Raw genomic sequence first — 22,991 nt, 5'->3', positions numbered from 1 at the left:
ATAAAAACAATGAGTAGAAGACCTAATTTCGGCGGTATGGGCGGTATGAACATGCAACAAATGATGAAGCAAGCTAAGAAGTTGCAAGCTCAAATGGCAGAAGAACAAGAAAACATTACTGCCCAAGAATTTACCGGTAAGTCAGCAGATGATATGGTAGTTGCTACATTTACTGGTGACCGTAAGCTTAAAGACCTCAAGATCGATAAAGAAGCAATCGATCCAGACGATCCTGATATGTTGCAAGATTTAGTAATCGATGCGGTTAACAAAGGCTTAGCTCAAATCGATGAAGCAACCCAAGCAAGTTTAGGCAAATACACGAAAGGCTTGATGTAATTGCAATATCCATTACCAATAGCTCATTTAATTGATGCTTATATGAAACTTCCAGGCATTGGTGAAAAGACCGCCACTAGATTGGCTTTTTACACAATGGATATGCCGCAAGAAGATGTGGAAGATTTTGCTAGAGCATTAATTCAAGTGAAAAAAGATATCCATCAATGTCCAATTTGTGGCAATATTACCGAAAAAGATATCTGTGATATTTGTTCTAACCCTAATCGTGATCAAACAACGATTATGGTGGTTGAACAGCCTAAAGATGTAATGTCTTTTGAAGAGATGGGTGAATACAGCGGTTTGTATCATGTGCTTCACGGCGTATTATCACCAATGGATGGAATTGGTCCAGAAGAAATCAACATTAAATCTTTAATTACTCGTTTGCAAAAGCATGACGAAGTTAAAGAAGTGATTTTAGCTCTTAATTCGACTCCTGAGGGTGAATCAACCGCAATGTACATCAGCAAATTGATCAAACCAGCTGGTATTAAAGTTACTCGCTTAGCTGCAGGTTTATCTGTAGGTAGCGATATTGAATATGCCAATTCAATTACTTTGAAACGGGCAGTACAAGGAAGAACGACTCTATAATGGCTAGAAAAAAAGATAAAATCAAAGAACTCGGCGATCAAAAATTAGTAGCCGAGATTGAAAAATTACAAAATCAAATTGCGTTAGAGCAAGATTTAGATCAAACTACTTTGGATTTATCTGATGATAATTATATCCAAGGCAAAATTTTAAGAGCCAAGTATACTTTTTTGTATAATGAAGCTCGTCATCGAGGCACAAGATTTAGTGGTATCACTAACGCGATTACTCAATAAAATTAGTTCCAATTTTGGGGCTTTTTTATTTTGCCTAATAAAAAACTACAAGGACTGTTAATCTCTGTGAAACTTCTGTAAAATAGACCTATGGAGGATTTTATGACAGGTTATTTTGTTAGTTTCGAAGGCCCAGATGGCGCAGGAAAAAGTACAGTTTTAAAGGAAGTATTGGCTAAAATAGGTTCTCAGCTTAAACCACAATATCTTGTGACGCGTGAACCCGGTGGATCAAAGATCGCAGAAAAGATTCGTGATATTATTTTGGATCCGGCCAATGATAAAATGGATGCCAAAACTGAAGCACTTTTATATGCTGCAGCGAGAAGTCAACACGTAGAAGAAATTATCAAGCCAGCACTTGAAGCAGGCAAGATTGTTTTTTCAGATCGCTTTGTGGATAGTTCTTTAGCTTATCAAGGCGAAGGCCGTGATTTAGGTATTAAAGAAGTAAAGCAGATCAATGATTTTGCTACAAATAAGTTGGATCCAGATTTGACTTTCTTTATCGATGTCGCTCCTGAAATTGGTCTTAGCCGAATTCAAAAACTCCGTCCAGGCCAAGAGGATCGCTTAGAGCAAGAAAATTTATCTTTCCACACAAAAGTCTACCAAGGCTTTTTGAAGGTAAGGGCTATGTATCCTGAACGCTTTGTGACGATCGATGGAACTCAACCGATTGACCAAGTTGTAGATCAAGTAATTGCCACACTAAAACAGCGAATGCCAGAGATATTTTAAGGACTGATTAAATGAAATTAGTAATCGCTATTGTTCAAAGAGAAGATTCAAATAATTTACAAAGAGCATTTGTTCAAAATGATTTTCGCGCTACTAAATTAGCAACTTCAGGTGGTTTTCTAAGTCAAGGAAATACGACCTTTTTAATTGGTTGTGAAGATGAAAAAGTAGACGATGTTTTGAAGATAATTAAGCAAGAGTCTCGGGCAAGAGAAGAGATTGCAACACCACACATGCTTTCTACTGGATATGAAATTACCCAACCATTGAGGATTACAGTTGGTGGTGCAACTTGTTTTGTTGTCCCAGTTGATGAGTTTAAGCGATTCTAATGATTGATATTACAAATGTGGGTACGAAGCAAACCCAATTCTTACGTTGCGCATATGAGCAGAAGAGGTTAGCTCATAGTTATCTTTTTGTTGATAGTGATGAAAATCGTGCACTTAACACAGCTTATTGGCTAGCATGTTTATTTAACTGCACTGGTAAAAATAAGCCTGATGGTACTTGTCAAAACTGCAGACAAATATTATCAGGCAACCATCCGGATGTTTTACTTGTCGGACCTGAAGGTAAGCAAACTTTGGGGATTGATCAGGTAAGACCACTTAAAGAAGAACTTGCTAAGAGTCCGGTCGAAAGCAGCAGACGCTTCTTCTTTATTAATGAAGCACAAAAATTAACTTTATCCGCTGCTAATGGTTTACTTAATCTGTTGGAAGAGCCGATTGCACCGGTGGTCACGATTTTGATTACTAATAATAGCGATCAGATTTTACCGACAATTCGCTCAAGAACACAGATCATCAATTTTGATAACGGTGAAAAACCTGATGGCAAAACTGCAGTACTGCTTGAGAATGGTTTTTCTAAAGATGAAATTGATGAATTAGGCAATCTGGAAAAAAGAGACCAGGAGATCAAATATTTTTATCAAGAAATGCTTGAACATAACAGTTTGGCATTAGTTAGCGCGCATAAATTATCCGAAAATGCTAAGCTGGTATCAGAGCAACGTTACATTTTAGTTAGGTTAAAGCTGCTGGCAGAACATGATTTAAATGATCCGCGAAAGATGGGAATGGCTGCACAGATGCTCAAAAACTTAATTGAGGTAGATAAAATGCGGTTGAGCAATGTTAGTTTACGTAATTCGTTAGATTATCTTGCCTTAGAATGGAAGTAGGTGTTTTAAGTTGGATCCATATTCAAAATTAAAAAAGGTAAAAGAAACTACAGAAAATATGGCTAAGACTATTGCTAGTCTTGAAAATGATATTTTAGACACTTTGAAAGAAAATACTGAGCTAAAAGTTGAAAATCAACTGTTGCACGAAAAGTTAGACAAACTAACCGCAAATCAAGCAGCACCTGAAACTAAAACGCAAAGTGGATTAGAATCACTGAAGAAGATTTATGATTCAGGCTATCATATCTGCAATATGTATTATGGTTCTCACCGTGATCCTAGTGCAGACTGTATGTTTTGTCTTGATATCTTAGACAATTTTGGCGAAAAAAAGGGTATTAAAAAGGACGGTAGATAAATGAAACGTCAAAGCAGTTATGCCAAAGATGAAGGAAAACTTTATTTAGTACCTACACCAATTGGTAATTTGAAAGATATTACTATTCGAGCAAAAAAGGTATTAACTGATGCCGATTATATTGCTGCAGAAGATACGAGAACGAGTGGCATTTTGCTAGAAAAAATTGGTGTCCACAATAAGATGATCTCATTTCACAAATATAATTCTAAAGAACGTGCTCCTGAATTAATCAAGTTGATGAAGGATGGGGCCGTAATTGCGGAAATTAGTGATGCGGGGATGCCGGTAATTTCTGATCCAGGCTATATTTTGGTTCAAGAATGTATCAAAAATAATATTCCAGTAGTACCTCTTCCAGGTCCATCTGCCTTTGCGACAGCTTTGATTGCTTCAGGCTTTGATGCTCAGCCATTTACTTACTACGGCTTTTTACCAAGAAAATCATCCGAACAAAAGCCATACTTTAAACAAATGGAAGAAGCTAAGGCTACCTCAATCTTTTATGAAGCACCTCACCGTTTAGCTAAAACCTTAAAGAATTTAAGCACTGTTTTACCAGCGGATCGACAAATTGTGGCGGCACGAGAATTAACTAAAATTCACGAAGAATTTATTCGTGGCACGGTTAAAGAAGTAACTGAGTATTTCAGTGAAAATGCACCACGAGGCGAATTCGTTATCTTGATTTCACCAAATACTGAAGCACCTAAACAATTATCTTGGCCAGAATTGATTGATTTAGTAAACGATTTGGTAGACAAAGGCGAATCCAAAAAAGATGCGATTAAGCAAGTTGCCAAGGAGTACAGTGTTTCTAAGAATGAATTGTATGACCAATATCATCAAAGGTAATTACTAATGAAATATACTGAAGACTATCAAATCGAATTTAAAGATTGTGATGAAAATCGTCGCTTGAAGATACCGGCCTTAGTAGATCTCTTAATGCAGACTTCAGAACACCAATTAGATCAAGGTGGTGCCGGTACAGACGATTTATTAAAGCGCGGATTAGGCTGGGTAGTTACGCAATACCGCTTTGATATTAACCAATTGCCTAAGCCCAAAGACAAGGTCAAATTGAGTACGATAGCTAGCGGCTATAATTGCTTTTTTGAATATCGTGATTTTGGCGTAGACGATGAAGCAGGTAATTCGTTAGTTGATGTAAAGAGCCAATGGGTGATGCTAGATTTGAAGAAGCGTCACATGGTTCCTGCTGATTTAAAAATGATGGAAGATTGGGGGGCGCCGCTACTTAAAAAGATGCCCCGTTTTCCTCGCCTGCGACCACAAGAAGAATACGATCATGAGCGAGTATACCGTGCGCGTTACGATGATTTAGACACTAACCATCATGTAACTAACAGTCATTACTTCAGTTGGTTTATTGATATGCTGGACCGTGATTTTTTGAAAGATCATGAAATTAGTGCCATTGATATTAAATTTGATAAAGAAGTACATTATGGAAAAAATGTGCATTCTTGCATGACTTTAGTTCAGGATGATGATATTACCTCATATCATGCCATCAAGACTGATGATGGAACTGAGCAAGCAGTTTGTGAATTAAAATGGCGTAAGATATAATAAATAAAAACATGACACTTGGGTCATGCTTTTTTTGTCGAGGGAGGACAGCAAATGAGTGTTAAGAAAATTTTACGAACTAATTTACAACAAATGATCTTTTTAGGGATCGTTGTGGCAATGAAAATTATCCTTGGACAATTTTCAATTGGACCAACTACTGTTAAGGTAGGCCTAGGTTTTATTGGGAGTGTATTACTAGGCTACTTTTTTGGCCCAGTTTGGGGAACTATTGGAGGCGGAATTAGCGACTTAGTTAGTTCAGCAATTTTTGGTAATCAAGGTGGCTTCTTTATTGGTTTTACTCTAACCGCTATGGCTGGCCCATTGATTTATGCTTTGTTTTTGTATGATAAGCCAGTTAAAATTTGGCGGATAATCGCTTCAACCATTTTGGTTACACTTATCGTAAACATTGGCATGAATACATTATGGCTGCACATTATGTACAATCTAGATTTTAAAGCGGCTTTGATTCAGCGCTTACCTAAAGAAACGATCGTACCATGGATTCAAATGGTAGTAATCTACTTTGTATTGCAAGCTGTTTCTCGTGTTAAAATAAAAAAGTGATTTAAAGCGGAAAGAGAATAATAGTAATGAAAATCTTAAGTGTTTCTACAGCTACTAATCATTTGAGCGTAGCTTTAAATGAAGATCAACAAGTAATTGTTGAAAAAAATGAACGAGATGAACGCAATCACAGTGAACATCTTGATCCATTAATTGACGAAATTTTAAAAGAAAACAAATTAACTTTAAAAGATATTGATCGCTTTGCAGTCGCAATTGGACCTGGTTCATATACTGGATTAAGAATTGGGATTACAACTGTTAAGATGTTTGCCAGCATTTTAGATAAAGAAGTAGTTGGCATTTCAACTTTGCAAGCTTTGGCTAAGGGTGTTGCTGGGGATGCACTCGTCATCGCTGGTCTTGATGCGAGAAACGATAACTACTTTGCTGGTGGTTACAAGAGCGGTGATATTCCAGAAAATGTAATTCCAGATGGTCACTACAACATTGATGCTTTAATTAAGGCTATTCAAGAATATGCCGCTGAAAATGAAGTAAAGAAGATCGTATTCGTAGGATCAGGTCTTGAAAAGCAAGATGAAAAGATCAAGGCTTTAAATATTCCTTATGAATACGGTGATGATGATCAAAATGTAATTCATGCCGGTTTAATTGGCAAGTTAGCTGTTTCAGCTACTCCAATTGATCCTGACAAGTTATTGCCACGCTACTTACGCAGAACTCAAGCGGAAGTTGATTGGCATAAGAAAACAGGCAAACCATTCGAGCCTGACAGTCATTATGTTGAAGAAGTTTAATCAATTTTTCCATCCACAAATTAATCAAATTGATATGAGTTTTACGCCATTTATGGCAAACGTGAATGGTAATATTTTGCAGATAATGCAAGCAACAGATGATAATATTCCTGATTTATTGGTTTTGGAAGAACAAGTATATTCGGGTCGAACACCTTGGAATAAATTCTCTTTTGAAACTGAATTAAGAAAAAGACGCAATTCTCTTTATTTAGTTGTTTATCAAGCGTCTACTTTGGTTGCCTTTATCGGGGCACGCTTTAGTCCTGAAGAAACTCATATTACTAATATTGCAGTTGCACCAGCTTATCAACACCAACACATTGGTCGCTATTTAATGCAAATGATGATCGATCGTGCTCGTGAAAATGATAGTGATAGTGTAACTTTAGAGGTTAAAATCGATAATGAAATTGCTCAAAGATTGTATCAATCATTAGGTTTTAAAGGGAATTTTATTCGTAAAGATTATTATCAAGATACGCATACTGATGCCATAAATATGGTGTTATGGTTGAAGCCACATCAGATTAAAAGAAAGAAGTTTACGTTTTGAGTGAAAAGAAAGATGTTCGCATTTTAGCTTACGAAAGTTCATGTGATGAAACTTCCACTGCCGTGATCAAAAATGGACGTGACATTGAGAGTTTGATCGTCGCAACCCAAATCAAAAGTCACCAACGTTTTGGCGGGGTAGTGCCAGAAGTTGCCAGTCGTCACCATATTGAAGTAATTAGCCAAATTACTAAAGAAGCTTTAAGTGAAGCAAATTGTACTTGGAAAGATATCGATGCAATTGCCGTAACTTATGGTCCAGGCTTAGTTGGTGCACTTTTAATTGGTGTTAGTGCAGCTAAGGCTGCTTCAATGGCTACCGGTATTCCTTTAATCGGTGTTGACCACATTATGGGTCACATTATGGCTGCTCAATTGAAGGATGAGATCGAATACCCAGCCCTTGCTTTGCAAGTATCTGGTGGACATACCGAAATTGTTTTATTGAAAGATCCAGTTCACTTTGAGATTATCGGTGATACTCGTGATGACGCTGCTGGTGAAGCTTACGATAAGATTGGTCGTGTTCTTGGCGTAAATTACCCAGCTGGTAAGACAATTGATGCATGGGCACATGAAGGTAAGGATACCTTTAACTTCCCACGTGCAATGATGGAAGACGATGACTATGACTTCTCATTCTCAGGTCTTAAATCTGCCTTTATTAATACTTGTCACCATGCAGATCAAATTCATGAAAAATTGAACAAGTATGATTTAGCAGCTAGTTTCCAAGCTGCAGTTATTGATGTTCTTGCTCACAAGACGATCCGTGCAATTAAGCAATACAAGCCTAAGACCTTCATCATGGGTGGTGGGGTTGCCGCAAACCATGGTTTACGTGACCGCATGAGTGCTGAAATTGCTAAGTTGCCTAAGCAAGATCAACCTAAGGTTATTTTGCCAGACATCAAGCTTTGTGGTGATAATGCCGCAATGATTGGTGCAGCCGCATATAACCTTTACAATGATGGTCAATTTGCGGATCTTACATTGAATGCAGATCCATCATTGGAATTGCCATATGCTAAGAGCATGTTAAATTAAAACAGATAAAACAAATAAAAGACCTAGGATATTTCCTAGGTCTTTTAGTATGTAAACTATTTTATTCAAATTCTTTTCTGATTTTAGCGCCGTCTTCATCCAATTTTGGTGAATCTTTTTGTAAACCATATGAATTCCAAGTACTGTATTTCATTGGAGAGCCCAATACTTCGTTACCATCAGGCAATGTTTTGACCATGCCACGCGTAATAATTTGATCTAAACGGCGAGTTTTATCAACGTTTAAAACCAATCCGGCAGGTACGCCAGCATCATGCAGGATCTTATCCCATTCAGCAGCATCTTTAGTCTTGAGGACACTTTGCATTGCATCCTTAACTTTTTGCCAGTTTTTTTCGCGTAAGTCGTTAGTTTTGAAGTCTTTTTGCTCAACCCATTCATCGTGGCCTAAGGCATGTGATAACAGACTCCATAAATGATCGTTACCACAACAGATGGCAATAGGCTGATCTTTACAGTCAAAGGTATCGAATGGATACATATCTGGGTGGCGATTGCCGATACGATGTGGCATCTTGTGTGGCCCTAATGCGATCATTAAATCCTGAACCATTAAGGAGAAGGTAGAGTCAAGCATTGAAACGTCAACAGTAGTTCCTTTACCAGTACGATCACGAGCAACTAAGGCCGTCATAATGGCGCTATAGCCCATAATACCGGCCACTACATCAGACACTGAAGTACCGACTCTAGTTGGTTTGCCTTCGGGCGTACCAGTTGCATCCATTAAGCCTGAAACAGCTTGAATAATCGTATCGTAAGCCGCTTGTTTAGACCAAGGACCATATTGACCAAAACCAGAAATAGAGGCAAAGATCAATTTGGGATATTTTTTGACCATTTCTTCAGGGCCAAATCCTAGACGCTTCATAACGCCAGGACGGAAGTTTTCAACTACAACATCTGCTTTAGCAATCATTTTTTCGGCTAATGCATGGTCTTTAGGATCTTTTAAATCTAAAGCAATGGATTCTTTACCCGCATTGCAGATTCTAAAGTATTCACTAGAACCATCAGCGATGTATGGTCCCATATGACGCGTATCGTCACCAGTTTTTCGTTCAATATGAATTACCCGTGCACCTGCATCTGCTAACATTCTGGTACAGGTTGGGCCTGATAAAACGTGGGTAAAATCGACGACTAAAATACCGCTTAAGGGGTAGGGCTTATCTTTATCTAAGTGAACATTTTTAGTTTCTAATTCACTGTAATTAGGTTCGGTCATTATGACACACTTTCTATGTAAAAGAAAAAAGCTGTCCAGATTTTGAACAGCTTTTTTCGGTAAATTAATTATTCACCTTTGATAACTTCAGTGCGCGGGTTCTTAGGACCTTTAGCCTTAGAAATTACGCCTTCTTCAGTTAACTTTTCGATTTGATCTGGATCGTAACCAAGTGAAGATAAGATTTCTTTGTTGTTTTCACCAAGGTCTGGAGCGCGTTTGTAATCAGGCTTGTAGTTAGAAAGAGTAAATGGTAAACCAATAGTCTTGAATTTGCCACGATTGCCACCTTGATCAATAGTGACAATTGTACCATCTGAGTTCAAGTCTGGATCATTTTCAAGTTCGTGCCAGTCAAGAACAGGACCTACAGGAACACCAGCAGCACCAAGCTTCTTAGTTAATTCGTACTTGTCGTATTGCTTAGTGTAGCTTTCAATTAATGGGTAAATTTCTTCCTTGTGTAATTGACGGTTTTGCCAGCCATCAAAGCGAGGATCAGTAATCCATTCTGGGTGACCCATAGTGTTGGCAATTGCTGCCCAGCTCTTATCGCTGTTTTGAATAACGATGTAAACATAAGCGTTAGGATCAGTTTCCCAGCCTTTAGCCTTGTAAGTCCAACCAATAACTTGACCACCTTCAGTGTTCTCAGCACGAGGAATAGCCTTGCCCCATTTCCAGTTAGGGTAAACAGCGTAGTGAGGTAAAGCACCCAAGTTGTCTAACATGATTTGGTCACGTAACTTGATACGGCAAAGGTTCAATACAGCATCTTGCATTGATTGGTATACGAAAGTACCTTCACCGGTGTGTTCACGTTGAAGAAGGGCAGCTAAAATACCGATTGTTAAGTGCATTCCTGAGTTGGAATCACCTAAAGCAGCTGCTGATTGAGTAGGTACATTGTTTTCACCCTTGTTCCAACCAGTAGCAGAAGCAGCACCACCAGCAGATTGAGCAACTGGTTCAAATGCCTTAACATTTTCAAAACGTGAGCCTTTGTTAAAGCCCTTCAATGAAGCATAGATCAACTTGGGGTTCATTGCATGCAATTTTTCCCAACCAAAGCCATTACGTTCGGCAGAACCAGGAGCGATGTTTTCAACAAAGACATCGGCCTTCTTGATTAAGTCGTACATAATCTTTTTACCTTCGTCAGTCTTGATATTCAAAGTCAATGACTTCTTGTTAGCATTTAATTGCAAGTAGTAAAGACTCCATGAATCTTGAATATCAAGCAATTCATTTCTAGTTGGGTCACCAGTGTTGGTACGTTCAACCTTGATAACGTCAGCACCGAGCCATGCTAAAAGTTGAGTACATGAAGGACCAGATTGTACTTGAGTCCAGTCAACAACCTTAATACCTTTTAAAGGTGCATATTTATTTTCTTCAGATTCTTCAGCCATTATTTATTCTCCTTTTCTTCAGATTCTTCAGCCATTATTTATTTTCCTTTTCTTCAAGAGAACTTAAGTCCAACTTTGGGTTTAAGTTGCCAATGTGACCTGATTCTTTACCCATTGATGCTGGGATTTGAGCATCAATAATTGTTGGGTTGCCTGATTCGTATGCTTTTTCGAGGGCATCTTTCATTTCAGTGTAGTTATTTACACGGTAACTGTCACCGCCAAATGCCTTAGCAATGTCACCATAGTGAGCGTCGTGATCCAAGACGGTTGGGCCTGGTTGGTCAGGAACAACGTTAACATCACCGTTGTAAATACCACCGTTGTTAACAACAACGACAATAACAGGTAAGTGGTAACGGCAGATAGTTTCCATTTCCATACCGTCAAAACCAAAGGCTGAGTCACCTTCAAGGGCGATAACTGGCTTGCCAGTTTCAACGGCTGTAGCGATGGCGTAACCCATGCCGACACCCATAACACCCCAAGTACCAGTGTCAAGACGGTGACGAGGTTTTTGCATGCTGATTAAGTTACGACCAATGTCCAAGGTGTTAGCACCTTCACTTACTATATAAGTATCTGGATGTTTTTGAAGAAGGTCATTAATAGGTTCGATTGCACTGTAGAAACCTAAAGTTGGCTTAGCTTCTGAAGCAGAGATTCTCTTAGCAAATTTAGTGTTGTTCTTTTCACTTTCGGTCTTAATTTGATCAAGCCAATCTTGCGGTGCCTTGAAACCAGCGTCAATAACAGCAGAATTGAATTTTTGCATTACTGACTTAATGTCACCTTGTAATGGAGCATCAATCTTTCTGTTGGAATCAAATTCAGTTGCATCAATATCAACTTGAATGAATTTAGCATCTGGGCTGAATAATGGTGAACCACCATTTGAAAGCATCCAGTTAAGACGAGCGCCAACCAGAAGAACAACGTCGGCTTGACCAAGTGTAAATGAACGAGCGGAGGCAGCAGATGCTGGTGAGTCGTCTGGAACAACACCCTTAGCCATTGACATTGGTAAGAATGGAATGTTGGTCTTAGCAACTAATTCTCTGATTTCATCTTCAGCTTGAGCATATGCGGCACCTTTACCAAGAAGAAGTACAGGGTGCTTAGCATTATTTAATAATTCAACGGCACGGTTAATTGCTTCGTCTGATGGTAATTGCTTTGGTGCTGGATCTACTACTTTGTAGATGTTGGCATCTGACTTTTGTGCAACAGTGTCGCTAACAGTTGCTGCAGGAAGGTCCAAATAAACACCACCTGGACGGCCACTAACTGCTGTTCTAACAGCACGAGCAACGGCTAAGCCCATATCTTCTGCACGATCAACACGGTAAGCTGCTTTACAGAATGGTTTAGCAACGTTGTATTGATCAAGACCTTCGTAATCTCCACGATCAAGGTCGATAATGTGACGATCAGATGAACCTGAGATCATAATTAATGGGAAGCAGTTCTTAGTAGCTTGTGCTAAAGCTGTTAAACCATTTAAAAATCCAGGAGCGGATACAGTTAAAGCTACACCAGGTTTACCTGTAATAAAACCAGCAGCAGCTGCTGCATCTACGGCTGAGTCTTCACGTCTAAATCCATAAAATTTCATACCCTTTAGTTCAGCTAAACGGGCAAAATCGGTAACTGGAATACCTACAACACCATACATATTGTTTAATCCATTGGCTTGTAAAGCATCGATTAAAAGTGCTGCACCAGTGAGTGATGTATTATCAACCATGATAAATTCTTCTTTCTAAAATAAAAAATCCTTATAACTTCACATTCAAGATCAAGATACACCTCTTAAAAATAAGATACAAGCAATTATAAGAATAAACCACGTTATTTATAATACATGTATAATAAGGCGAAAAAGCCACTATAACTATTTAGTTATAGTGGCTGTCTTTTATTCAAAGTTATCTAGTTCTTCGATAGCCTTTTCCCAGTTGTTGTTAGCAGTATCTAGTTGCTTTTGAATCTCGTCTAATTGTTCTTGAAGAGGTCCCAATTTGTCAAAGTTAGAAGCAATCTCTGGGTTAGCCATTTCGTTTTGAATATCTTTTTCTTTAGCTTCTAAGTCTTCGATTTCTTTTTCCGCTTTATCGATTGCTCGTTGCAATTTTCTCTTTTGCGAATCACGCTGTTTTTGTTCCTGGTAAGAAAGCTTTTGTTCACTAACTGCCTTTACAGGTTCCGCATCTTCAGTTGCGCTAGCTGTGGCATTAGCTTGCTTTGCTTTTTCATCAAGGTAGTAAGAATAGTTACCATTATAAATCTTGGCATGACCATCTCTAACTGAAACGATCTTATTGGCAAGTTGGTTAATGAAGTAACGGTCGTGGGATACAAAGAGCAAAGTACCATCAAAGTCCTTCAATGCTTTTTCAAGCACTTCTTTAGCTTCAATATCCAAGTGGTTGGTTGGTTCGTCCATTAGTAAGAAATTGTCATGTTCAAGTGACAAGACAGTTAAAGTTAAACGCGCCTTTTGACCACCAGATAATTGTCCAACTGTTTTATCGATATCTTTAGCCGTAAATAAGAAACTGGCCAAAATTGAACGAACGTCACGTTCTGGCATAGTCTTATGACGATCCCAAACGGTGTCCAAAACAGTCTTAGATGGATCGAGTCCTTGCAATTCCTGGTCGTAGTAACCAATGTCTAACGAAGCACCATACTTGATTGAACCGCCTTTTGGCTTCAGCTGCTTCATAATTGTCTTCAGTAAAGTAGATTTGCCGATTCCGTTAGGACCGATGACGGCGACACGATCACCTTTGTTTACTTGGAAGGAGATGTCACTCACCATCGTTTTTTCAGGATAGCCAATAGTTAAATCATTAAAGATTAAAACTTCCTTACCAGATGGACGCTCGCTACTAAAGTGAATACGCACCTTGTTCTTATGCTTAGGCGGCTTGATGCGATCGATCTTTTCTAGCTTCTTGCGGCGACTTTGTGCTCTCTTAGTAGTTGTGGCACGAACCAAGTTTTTTTGAATGAACTCTTCATCTTTCTTGATTTCAGCTTGTTGTTTTTCGTAAGCAGCTTCCTGATCTTTATCACGTTGTTCACGCTGCATTACGTAGGCAGAATAATTACCTTTAAAAGTAGTCAGCTTACCAAATTGCAACTCAAAAATTTGTGTTGCCAAATGATCCAAAAAGTATTGGTCGTGGGATACTACTAAAATGGCGCCGCTGTAGTTCTTTAAAAAGCCTTCCAGCCAATCAAGCGTATCTAGGTCCAAATAGTTGGTTGGTTCGTCTAGTAAGAGCAGGGCAGGCTTACGCAAAAGCAACTTAACGAAGGCTAATCTGGTTTTTTCACCACCAGATAAACTACCAATGCGTTTTTGCCAAGTATCTTCAGGAAACTTAAAGCCGTTAAGGATACTCTTGATATCTGATTGGTAAGTATAGCCACCTTTTTGTTCAAAATTGAACTGCTTTTGGTCATATTGCTTTAGTAAGTCCTGATCTTCAGGATGGTCTGCAATTTGTTGCTGCATGTTGGTTAATACTTTGCCTTCTTTGATTAAAGGAGCAAAAACGGATTCCATTTCATCCCAGATAGTTTTGTCTTCGTCTAAAGCATTTTCCTGGGCGATATAACCTACATCAATACCTTTATTAACGGTAAATTCACCACGAGTAGGTTCTTGTTCGCCTGTCATAATTTTTAATAGGGTAGTCTTACCAACCCCATTAGGGCCAACTAAGCCGATTCTTGCATTTGAATCGATTGAAAAAGTAACGTTCTTAAATAACGTGTTGGCACCAAATTGTTGTTCTAAATCGTGTCCTTGTGCAATAATCATAATTTTTCACCTAATCATTATTCTATCATATGATGCAAGCCTAATATTACTGGTTTTCTCATGTCAATATGTGAAAAAGTGTACCTTTGTGAAAAAGATGCTTGCACAAAAGGTATAATAACAGTTATGATAGTAGTGCTTGATTGTACATTCACAAACATGGAATAAGTTTGGAGGGCTTCAAATGGAAAAAATAAAGATTCCAAAGGCAACAGCCAAAAGATTACCATTATATTACCGTTATTTGCTGATTTTGAATGAAGAAGGCAAAGATAAGGTTTCATCAACTGAATTGTCAGAAGCTGTTCAAGTTGATAGTGCCTCAATTAGAAGAGACTTTTCTTATTTTGGCGCATTAGGTAAACGTGGATATGGCTACGACGTTAAGAACTTGCTTACATTCTTCAAGAAGATTTTGAATCAAGACACATTGACTAATGTTGCCTTGATCGGTGTAGGTAACTTGGGACGTGCCTTGTTAAATTACAACTTTAAACGTAGTAACAATATTAGAATTTCATGTGCTTTTGATATTAATAAGGAAATCACTGGTCGTATTTTAAGTGGTGTTCCCGTTTATGACATGGACGATTTAAAGCAACAATTGAGTGACCAACAAATTTCAATTGCAATTTTAACCGTTCCTTCAACCGCAGCGCAAAAGACAACTGATGAAATGGTAGATGCTGGTGTAAAGGGAATTATGAACTTTACTCCAATTAGATTGTCTGCTCCAGCTAATGTCCGTGTACAAAACGTAGATTTAGCCACTGAATTACAAACACTGATCTACTTCTTAGACAGCGATAAAGAAAATTAATGCCAAAACAAGTGTCTGGGAAAAAAGTCCATTTTTAGCTAATTTTAGACTTTTACTCAAAAGAAAAATCCTATTAAATCAAGGTTTATTAATACCAAGATTTAGTAGGATTTCTTAATTTCTGAGTTTTTTCCCAGACACTTTTATGCGGTCGTTTCACTTTTAATTAGTTTTACAGGCAATGTGTAGTTCATTTGCTTTAGCTCTTCGTCGGGATGTGCAATTCGCTTTAAAAGCAAATCCACTAATAATGTAGCAATATCGTGAATAGGTTGGGCGATGGTGGTTAATTCAGAATGATAAGTCTGAATCAATTTAGTGCCATCAAAGCCGATTACTTTTAATTCCTTAGGGACTTTAATACCTAATTTTTTAGCTTCTTGTAAAACCAAGATAGCAGTTAAATCGTCAGTGCAAACTACGCCATCAGGATGGTTTTCAACTAACATGTCATGAATTTGCATATTTTTAATGTTAGAAGAATCAGAAAAAGCGACAGAACGAATATGTGGTTTTAAGTCATGCTTTTTCACTTCATCGAGATAGGCATCCAATCGTTCATCGGTAGGATTGCCTTTTTTATGTTCATTACCCAAAAAGTAAATCTTTTTACAGCCGGCTTGAATTAAATCATGCATGGCTAATTTGATACCTTGGTAGTTATCACAACTTACGATAGGGACATTATCAGATAATTTACGGTCAAAAGAAACAATTGGCAAACCTAATTGCTTATATTCTTCAATCCCCAAGTTGTGTGCACCTGCGATAATACCATCAACTTGATTGGCTTGGAGCATGCGTAAATATTCATGCTCTTTTTCTTTATCACGACCAGCGTTGCACATGATAACTTTGTAGCCTTTTTTGAATAATTCTTCTTCGATGTTTTGCACTAGTTCCGCAAAAAATGGATTAATAATACCAGGGAAAATCAATCCAACTAGATTCATTCTTTTGCCTTGAAGAGAGCGGGCAACAGAATTGGGTTGATAATTTAGCTTTCGCATTGCCGCAAAAACTTTATCTTTGGTTTTTTGACTTAAATAGCCATGGTTGTTGATTACACGTGAAACCGTAGTAACTGAACAACCTGCTTCTTTGGCAACATCGCTTAATTTAGCTGCCATCTATATCACCTTAATCTAAAGAATAGTTTTCATTTGCCATAATTTACCATTATAGTGTGTCTTTTGTGCAAATGCGAATTTAGTATTGTTTTGATCTGCAAAATAACGACCGGTTAAAACTTCTTCGCCGTGGTTCACGAAAATTTCAATTAATGAATGATCAATAAAGATGTTTAACTTTAAGTCAGTGTTAGCTTCAAAGTTAGCTTGTCTAGTTTCACCATAATCGACAGAAACTTTTTGACCAGCGTTAGAACGATCAAGAATTAAAGTTCCGTTTTCAGTGTCGAAATCAAGTTTAAGGCCGCTAGTTAAATTATCGTTTGCGGCAAGGTAAAGACTGCCTTTTTGACCAGCTTTAATTGTGAGTTCAGCTTCATATTGTTGACTAGCTTTGTTTTCGTCTGAAATTTCTTTTTCATTGTAACGAAGTTCTTGCATAGCAGAAACAGGTTTTTGCATTAACTTACCATCTTTGATAGATAATTTTTTGACTTGACTAAGGCAGTTGGCCCAGTTTTCATTATCGGTTGGGTAAGTGGTATCTGGTAAACCGACCCAGCTGATTTCATAGACTTTGCCATTAGGTGCGTTAAATGCTTGGGTAGCGTAAACGTCGAAGCCTTTGTCCAAATTGTGCAATTTACCAGGATTGATTAATTTATGATTTTTAAAATCAATGTCGTCGGCAATGATGTACATGTTAGGGTAGATGTCATCGTAGTCGGCAATCTTCTTGTCTAAGCCTTGAGGGCAGAAAATTACAACAACGTGGCCATCGACTCTAACAATGTTAGGACATTCGATCATGTAACCTAAGTCATCTGTGCCCATGTCTAAGAAGCCTAGTTCTTCCCAATTCTTTAAATCCTTTGATTTCCACACATCAATATGACCATGTTTTTCAGCTTTGTCTTGTGCACCCAAAATAGCGTAGTAGGTGTCGTTTTGCTTTAAAATTTGTGGGTCGCGGAAGTGTTCAGTAATGTGGTCAGGATTCTTAAATAAGATAGTTTTATCAGCAACCTTCCCATTTTTGTCCATCCAAGCACCAACTTGGTAAGGGATGCGAACCCAATTTTCATCGCGGTGGTTACCTGTGTACATTAGGAATAATTTGCCGTCAATTTCACGAGCAGAACCTGAGTATGCCCCGTGAGAATCAGCCATTGTATCGGGTTCAACAGCTAAGCCTAAGCTTTCCCAGTTAACTAAATCTGATGATTTAAAGTGAACCCATGACTTTAAGCCGTGAACAGCACCAAATGGATATGATTGATAGAAAAGATGATATTCACCATTAAAGTAAGAAAAACCATTTGGATCGTTGATTAACCCAGAAATTGGATGTAAGTGATAGTGCATTTGGTAAGGGGAATTGGCTGCTTGTGCTTGCAAATGAAGTAAAGTATCGGCATCCCATTTACTATAAGGTAAGTAACGTTTTTCTCTTGTCCATTCCATAATAAAAGCCTCCATGTAAGCGTTATCTTTATATGATATTTTAGTAGATTATAAAAAAAGTGTCAAACGATTATCATATTTTTGCATATTGGTATTTACCACAATACTGCCTTATTTATCCATAAGAAAAACTATAAGTAAAAATAAAATATAGAAATTTATGTCAAACGATTGACATATTTTTCGAATGCGCTATCATAATTAGTGAAATTAGAATAAAGCGTTTACATAGGAGGAAACAAATATGGACCACAGAAAGGTGGCTGAACGAGTAATTAAAGACGTGGGCCGCGACAATATTATCGCTGGTGCTCACTGTGCTACTCGTTTGCGTTTAGTTTTAAAAGATGACTCAAAGGTTGACCAAAAAGCATTGGACAACGATCCAGATGTTAAAGGTACCTTTAAGACTAATGGCCAATATCAAGTTATTATTGGACCAGGGGATGTTAATGACGTTTACGACGAATTCATTAAAATCACAGGTCTTAAGGAATTATCAACCGATGATTTAAAGAAGGTAGCAGCTGAAGGTCAAAAGAAGAATCCAATCATGGACTTCATTAAGCTTTTGTCTGACATCTTCGTTCCAATTATTCCAGCCTTAGTTGCTGGTGGTTTGTTGATGGCTTTGAACAACTTCTTGACTTCACCAGGACTATTTGGTCCTAAGTCAGTTGTTCAAATGGCTCCAAACATTGCCGGAATGTCAGAAATGATTCAGGTAATGTCAGCCGCTCCATTTATCTTCATGCCAATTCTAGTTGGTATGTCGGCGGCTAAACGGTTTGGTGCCAACCAATTCTTAGGTGCAACAATCGGTATGATTATGACTACACCTGGACTTCAAGGTGCTAACCACTTCTGGAACATCTTCGGTTTGCACGTTGCTCAAACCAACTACCAATACCAAGTTATTCCAGTTTTAGTAGCTGTTTGGGTATTATCAATTTTGGAAAAATTCTTCCACAAGCACTTACCATCTGCAGTTGACTTTACCTTTACGCCACTTCTTTCAATTATGATTACTGGTTTCTTGACTTTCACAATCATTGGACCAGTATTCAAGGGCGTATCTGACGCTATTACTAATGCAATCGTATGGCTTTACAACACTACTGGTGCCTTTGGGATGGGTGTCTTTGGTCTTACTTACTCAGCAATTGTTACTACTGGCCTTCACCAAAGTTTCCCAGCTGTTGAAACTCAACTTTTGGCAGCCTTTGCTAAGAACCCAGCAAGTTCTGGTGACTTTATCTTCGTTACTGCATGTATGGCTAACGTTGCTCAAGGTGCCGCAACCTTCGCAATTTACTTCTTAACTAAGAACAAGAAGATGAAAGGTTTGGCAAGTTCATCAGGTGTATCTGCACTTCTTGGTATTACTGAACCAGCATTGTTTGGTGTTAACTTGAAGTATAAGTTCCCATTCTTCTGTGCTTTGATTGGTTCAGGTGTTGCTGCCGCATTTGCAGGCTTTACACATGTTACTGCTGCTGCACTTGGTTCAGCTGGTTTCCTTGGATTCCTTTCAATTTATCCAAAGACCATTCCAATGTGGATCGTTTCTGTGTTAATCAGTTTCGCAGTTGCCTTCATCTTAACTTACGTTTACGGTAAGGGTCACTTGAAGGAAGAAGTTGCTGAACAAGACGTTCCAGTAAACGATGCTGCTGATTACGCTGAAGAAAACCAAAAGGCAGAAAAGCTTGGTAAAGAAGAATTATCATTAAAGGATGAAATTATTGTTTCACCAGTTACTGGTACTCCTGAAAGTTTAACTAAGGTTAATGACCAAGTATTCTCAGCTAAGTTAATGGGTGACGGTGCCGCTGTTATCCCTAGTGATGGCACAATTTACTCACCAGTTAATGGTACTGTAACTATTGCTTATGAAACTAAGCACGCATATGGTATTAAGTCAGATAACGGTGCAGAAGTCTTGATTCACATCGGTCTTGATACTGTAAACCTTAAGGGTGAACACTTTGAAAGCTTTGTAAAATAAGGTCAAAGAGTTGAAAAAGGCGATAAGCTTGGCAGCGTTGACCTTGATGCTGTAAAGAAGGCAGGTTACGACACTACTGTTATGGTAGTCATTACTAACACTGCCAACTATGCAAATGTTCAACGCATTACTGATGCAGGTGACAAGCACGGTGATAAGCTGATTGCTGTTACTGCTCACGAATAATTGTTAACGCTCCTCTATGAATCAAAATTAAAACAATTATTAATATGAAGAAAATCGCTCAAGAAACAATCTTGAGCGATTTTTCATGTTAAATAATATAATTGATTAAAAATTCTAAATTGTTAGAAGGAAAAATTATGACGATTGGTGATGCTTTAAGAAAAGAAAGAGAAAACTTGGATTTGACGCAAAAAGAAATGGTGGAAGGAACATCTATTTCTGTATCTCATTATTCTAAGATTGAAAATGATATTCAGGACATAAAGGCAAAAGACTTATTTGAATTATTAGATGCTAGAAAAATCGATGTTAATAATTTTAGAAAAAAGATTATTGATAAAAAACGGAATAGTTTAAATGAACTAGCAGATCAGTTAACTAAAGCTTTTTATAAGCCAGATATTAAATTGGCTAAGGCAGTAAAAGAACAATTAGCCGATTTTTCTGATGCGGAAGAGTTACAAATTCGGGCTGAATTAGTAGTTGCAGTTTTGACTAATAATTTAAAAGAAACCAAGCAAGAACTAAGCGCAAAGTTAATTAATTATTTTGAAAGGGATGCTACCTGGATGGATGATCCAGATATGTTGAGAATTATTGGAAATTCTACTAGAGTAATTGATTTTAACTTCTTAGCTACCTTGATGAATAAATTGTTGGTGAAATATCAAAAGATAGATCAATATCCATTAGATACACAAAAGCGTATTGGCAATATTTTCGTTAATTATTTGCATGTTTTATATGATTATCGTGCTAAAAGAATGGCTCGAAAATATATCAATTTTTTACAAAATTTACCGGGAATTCCTGAATTGACCTTAGATAAGCTGATGGGTGATTATTATGATGCTGTTTTTTTCAAGAATGAAAAGGAATTGGCACAAACTTTAAGCGTATTAAAACGAGTTGTCCCTAAGATAGTAAGTGGACTACCAGAGAAATAGTTTCCATTTGGAAAACAAGATCAAGGTTTGGTAAAGGAAGTATCTAATTAAAAAGATAATGGTTAATATCAAAGGTGTGAGAAAAGAAGGAAGGTATAGATATGGATATATTGGTAACACCAGTAATTTCTACAATTATTGGTTTGATGTGGCTTGTGTAAAACTGGAAGGAAGAATTATTATGATTGAAGCACAAGTACAATTATTACACACTTTGAAGATGCCGTATGCTAGAGTGGTACAATAGAATTCGAAATGATCAAGAATACTTAAGTTTCCCGTCACCTCAAACTTGGTTGACAGGTACTGCGAGTGGTCATACTCAGACATGGGAATATGCTACAAAAAATAATTGGTTTGTGGGTGTGAAGCCTAATGAACGAGTTACTGAGGGAATTAAATGGAGTACTCAGATTGCTCGAATGAAATTTGGAGAGAGTTATGACAAAAATACTCAATTACCTCGGTTATCTCAGTTAGTTGAAGCAACAGATGCCAATTGGCATGGTCAACACTTATTGAGAGTAGAAGCCGCAGCAACTCCTAATTATGATAAGTTACTGATCGCAGGTATTTGGAATAATTATTCAGGTCATTTTGCTTTGTATAATTTAGATTCAATTAATAGTAAATTGAATTCTTATGGTACAACACCAGTTCCAATAAATGTATTTGATAAAGAGAAGAATGCATTTCACATTGATAACTTTTTTAATGGCGGCAGTGGAGATACGTATATCGATTCTGTACAAGGATTTGATATCGATAATAACTGGAATATTTATGTTACTTGTCAAAAATCTACCACTATAGAAAGTGACATTCATCCTAAGATTGTAAAAATTCCGTGGGGATCTTCGTCTAATAATAATGGTCAAGCCTTCTCATTAAATGGTATAGTAGATAATAATTATTATACAGAGTTAGAAAGTATTCAAATTACTGGAACTGGAAACGTATATGTGACAGCATCGTACCATGATAAATATGATGCTAATAACACAGTTGTAGAAAGTAGAATATATCAAGTGTTTGGTATCTTATAAAGGTGACTATTGAATGAAACATTCTAAAAAGTATTTGAACTTTTACATTGCGGTACTTATGGTGGTGAGCTTCCTCTGTTTCTTCTCACAAAATACATCAGCTGCAACTTATACTGGTACATTGAATCATAATACTTATGTATATGATAAAAGTGGTAAACGTAAGACTTCCTACAAGAAATTGTTTAAGGGAGAAAAAGTTACGTTAGTTGGTAACTTAACATCTAAAACGGTAACTAATCCATATACTAGTATGCCTTATACTAGAAGCCAGTATGATGGACTTCCGGTTAATGCACCATTCTACTTTTTTGTAAACGATTATGGTCAACCAAAAAAGATGTGTTATGTTTCATATCGCATGATTAAAAAGCAGCCATACTATAACATGGGGCAAGGTAATTATGTTAAAGCAGCCAATGTGGGCCATATAGGTAAATACGCAGTTTACGCTACAGAATTAACTTTGACTGTTAAGCGTGATGCTCATCTGTATAATTATGCGGGTAATCCAATTTCTCAGATGGTTAAAAAGGGGCAAAAAGTCAGAGTTGATGCTTTACTCAATTTGAAAAACTATAATGTTTCTAGCAGGGTTTATTGCTTCTACCGGATCAAAGGAACACAAACTTATATCTATGCAAATGATACAAAACGTCCAAGAATTGATTTGCAGTTTGCGGAAACTATAGAGAATAGACAAAAAGAACAGGATAGGCTACACAGTAAAAACTAATATGAAGAAAATCGCTCAAGAAACAATCTTGAGCGATTTTTCATGTTATGCTACAAAAAAGGGCTCTTTGTCAAATGGTGTTGATAAAAGTCAATTAAAAATTAAATAATAGGGAAAGGCATTAGGCTGCTAAATAGTAGTCTGATGCTTTTTCTTTAAT

At 37.5% G+C, this 22,991-nt stretch carries 24 protein-coding genes and 1 pseudogene; 19 read left to right on the top strand and 6 right to left on the bottom strand.

Translation table 11 applies throughout. The annotated features are described in order from the left end of the window. Positions 1-9 precede the first annotated feature (9 nt). From WS44_RS05855 to tsaD, 13 genes are all read left to right on the top strand, one after another. Positions 10-339: a YbaB/EbfC family nucleoid-associated protein gene (locus WS44_RS05855; RefSeq protein WP_013437197.1), complete on the top strand. Its 330-nt coding sequence runs from the start codon at positions 10-12 to the stop codon at positions 337-339. Beyond that, the gene (gene recR, locus WS44_RS05850) at positions 340-939 is read left to right on the top strand and encodes a recombination mediator RecR (protein ID WP_013437198.1); all 600 of its coding nucleotides are present in this window, start codon (positions 340-342) and stop codon (positions 937-939) included. Beyond that, on the top strand, positions 939-1,175 hold the full coding sequence (locus WS44_RS05845; RefSeq protein ID WP_013437199.1) for a YaaL family protein: 237 nt from the start codon (positions 939-941) through the stop codon (positions 1,173-1,175). Before recR ends, WS44_RS05845 begins: the two co-directional genes overlap by 1 nt. Positions 1,176-1,277: 102 nt before the next feature. Further along, positions 1,278-1,916: a dTMP kinase gene (gene tmk, locus WS44_RS05840; RefSeq protein ID WP_022087065.1), complete on the top strand. Its 639-nt coding sequence runs from the start codon at positions 1,278-1,280 to the stop codon at positions 1,914-1,916. 11 nt (positions 1,917-1,927) lie between these two features. Next, a complete protein-coding gene (locus tag WS44_RS05835) occupies positions 1,928-2,248 on the top strand; it encodes a cyclic-di-AMP receptor (protein WP_013641509.1) in 321 nt (106 codons plus the stop codon). Beyond that, on the top strand, positions 2,248-3,105 hold the full coding sequence (locus WS44_RS05830) for a DNA polymerase III subunit delta (RefSeq protein WP_014565564.1): 858 nt from the start codon (positions 2,248-2,250) through the stop codon (positions 3,103-3,105). The genes WS44_RS05835 and WS44_RS05830 overlap by 1 nt, the downstream gene beginning before the upstream one ends. Positions 3,106-3,115: 10 nt before the next feature. Continuing rightward, the gene (gene yabA, locus WS44_RS05825) at positions 3,116-3,466 is read left to right on the top strand and encodes a DNA replication initiation control protein YabA (protein ID WP_013437203.1); all 351 of its coding nucleotides are present in this window, start codon (positions 3,116-3,118) and stop codon (positions 3,464-3,466) included. Then, the gene (rsmI, locus tag WS44_RS05820; RefSeq protein WP_022087064.1) at positions 3,467-4,321 is read left to right on the top strand and encodes a 16S rRNA (cytidine(1402)-2'-O)-methyltransferase; all 855 of its coding nucleotides are present in this window, start codon (positions 3,467-3,469) and stop codon (positions 4,319-4,321) included. A 6-nt stretch (positions 4,322-4,327) separates the two neighbouring features. Further along, positions 4,328-5,062: an acyl-ACP thioesterase domain-containing protein gene (locus WS44_RS05815; protein WP_022087063.1), complete on the top strand. Its 735-nt coding sequence runs from the start codon at positions 4,328-4,330 to the stop codon at positions 5,060-5,062. 54 nt (positions 5,063-5,116) lie between these two features. Next, complete coding sequence (locus WS44_RS05810) at positions 5,117-5,635, top strand: folate family ECF transporter S component (protein WP_013437206.1); 519 nt, start codon at positions 5,117-5,119, stop codon at positions 5,633-5,635. Positions 5,636-5,661: 26 nt separating this feature from the next. Then, positions 5,662-6,396 carry a tRNA (adenosine(37)-N6)-threonylcarbamoyltransferase complex dimerization subunit type 1 TsaB gene (tsaB, locus tag WS44_RS05805; protein WP_046433632.1) on the top strand — a complete coding sequence of 245 codons (735 nt, stop codon included), beginning with the start codon at positions 5,662-5,664 and terminating at the stop codon, positions 6,394-6,396. Beyond that, positions 6,380-6,952 (top strand): ribosomal protein S18-alanine N-acetyltransferase, encoded by a 573-nt coding sequence (rimI, locus tag WS44_RS05800; protein WP_046433630.1) that lies wholly within the window; start codon positions 6,380-6,382, stop codon positions 6,950-6,952. Before tsaB ends, rimI begins: the two co-directional genes overlap by 17 nt. Further along, the gene (tsaD, locus tag WS44_RS05795) at positions 6,949-7,998 is read left to right on the top strand and encodes a tRNA (adenosine(37)-N6)-threonylcarbamoyltransferase complex transferase subunit TsaD (protein ID WP_013437209.1); all 1,050 of its coding nucleotides are present in this window, start codon (positions 6,949-6,951) and stop codon (positions 7,996-7,998) included. The genes rimI and tsaD overlap by 4 nt, the downstream gene beginning before the upstream one ends. Positions 7,999-8,059: 61 nt before the next feature. On the opposite strand, the gene WS44_RS05790 is transcribed toward tsaD, so the two are convergent. The 4 genes from WS44_RS05790 to WS44_RS05775 form a co-directional block, all read right to left on the bottom strand. Further along, the gene (locus WS44_RS05790; RefSeq protein ID WP_046433628.1) at positions 8,060-9,247 is read right to left on the bottom strand and encodes a CoA transferase; all 1,188 of its coding nucleotides are present in this window, start codon (positions 9,245-9,247) and stop codon (positions 8,060-8,062) included. A gap of 68 nt (positions 9,248-9,315) precedes the next feature. Next, positions 9,316-10,659, bottom strand: coding sequence for a formyl-CoA transferase (frc, locus tag WS44_RS05785; protein WP_014565565.1), 1,344 nt, complete (start codon positions 10,657-10,659; stop codon positions 9,316-9,318). 34 nt (positions 10,660-10,693) lie between these two features. Continuing rightward, positions 10,694-12,406 carry an oxalyl-CoA decarboxylase gene (oxc, locus tag WS44_RS05780; protein WP_014565566.1) on the bottom strand — a complete coding sequence of 571 codons (1,713 nt, stop codon included), beginning with the start codon at positions 12,404-12,406 and terminating at the stop codon, positions 10,694-10,696. Between the two features lie 171 nt (positions 12,407-12,577). Next, complete coding sequence (locus WS44_RS05775) at positions 12,578-14,494, bottom strand: ABC-F family ATP-binding cassette domain-containing protein (RefSeq protein ID WP_046433625.1); 1,917 nt, start codon at positions 14,492-14,494, stop codon at positions 12,578-12,580. A 184-nt stretch (positions 14,495-14,678) separates the two neighbouring features. Between WS44_RS05775 and WS44_RS05770 the strand changes: the two genes are divergently transcribed. Beyond that, positions 14,679-15,314, top strand: coding sequence for a redox-sensing transcriptional repressor Rex (locus tag WS44_RS05770; protein ID WP_013437215.1), 636 nt, complete (start codon positions 14,679-14,681; stop codon positions 15,312-15,314). A gap of 143 nt (positions 15,315-15,457) precedes the next feature. Here WS44_RS05770 and WS44_RS05765 read toward each other — a convergent pair whose 3' ends face one another. Both WS44_RS05765 and WS44_RS05760 read right to left on the bottom strand, forming a co-directional pair. After that, the gene (locus tag WS44_RS05765; RefSeq protein ID WP_014565567.1) at positions 15,458-16,444 is read right to left on the bottom strand and encodes a LacI family DNA-binding transcriptional regulator; all 987 of its coding nucleotides are present in this window, start codon (positions 16,442-16,444) and stop codon (positions 15,458-15,460) included. Positions 16,445-16,459: 15 nt separating this feature from the next. Continuing rightward, positions 16,460-17,908: a sucrose-6-phosphate hydrolase gene (locus WS44_RS05760; RefSeq protein ID WP_013437217.1), complete on the bottom strand. Its 1,449-nt coding sequence runs from the start codon at positions 17,906-17,908 to the stop codon at positions 16,460-16,462. A gap of 244 nt (positions 17,909-18,152) precedes the next feature. Here WS44_RS05760 and WS44_RS05755 point away from each other — a divergent pair. The 5 genes and pseudogenes from WS44_RS05755 (at position 18,153) to WS44_RS05735 (ending at position 22,831) form a co-directional block, all read left to right on the top strand. Further along, positions 18,153-20,102 (top strand): annotated as a pseudogene (locus tag WS44_RS05755) (sucrose-specific PTS transporter subunit IIBC). Positions 20,103-20,239: 137 nt separating this feature from the next. Further along, positions 20,240-21,049 (top strand): helix-turn-helix transcriptional regulator, encoded by an 810-nt coding sequence (locus WS44_RS05750; protein WP_013437219.1) that lies wholly within the window; start codon positions 20,240-20,242, stop codon positions 21,047-21,049. A gap of 58 nt (positions 21,050-21,107) precedes the next feature. After that, positions 21,108-21,296: a hypothetical protein gene (locus WS44_RS05745; protein WP_013641517.1), complete on the top strand. Its 189-nt coding sequence runs from the start codon at positions 21,108-21,110 to the stop codon at positions 21,294-21,296. Further along, positions 21,277-22,095, top strand: a complete 819-nt coding sequence (locus WS44_RS05740) for a bacteriocin (protein WP_013641518.1) — start codon at positions 21,277-21,279, stop codon at positions 22,093-22,095. The genes WS44_RS05745 and WS44_RS05740 overlap by 20 nt, the downstream gene beginning before the upstream one ends. Before the next feature lie 13 nt (positions 22,096-22,108). Further along, complete coding sequence (locus WS44_RS05735; RefSeq protein WP_013437221.1) at positions 22,109-22,831, top strand: SLAP domain-containing protein; 723 nt, start codon at positions 22,109-22,111, stop codon at positions 22,829-22,831. The last annotated feature ends 160 nt before the right edge of the window (positions 22,832-22,991 follow it).

The organism is Lactobacillus sp. N54.MGS-719 (assembly GCF_000980505.1).
Taxonomy (GTDB): Bacteria; Bacillota; Bacilli; order Lactobacillales; family Lactobacillaceae; genus Lactobacillus; species Lactobacillus amylovorus.
This window is presented reverse-complemented; position numbering and strand designations above follow the sequence as displayed.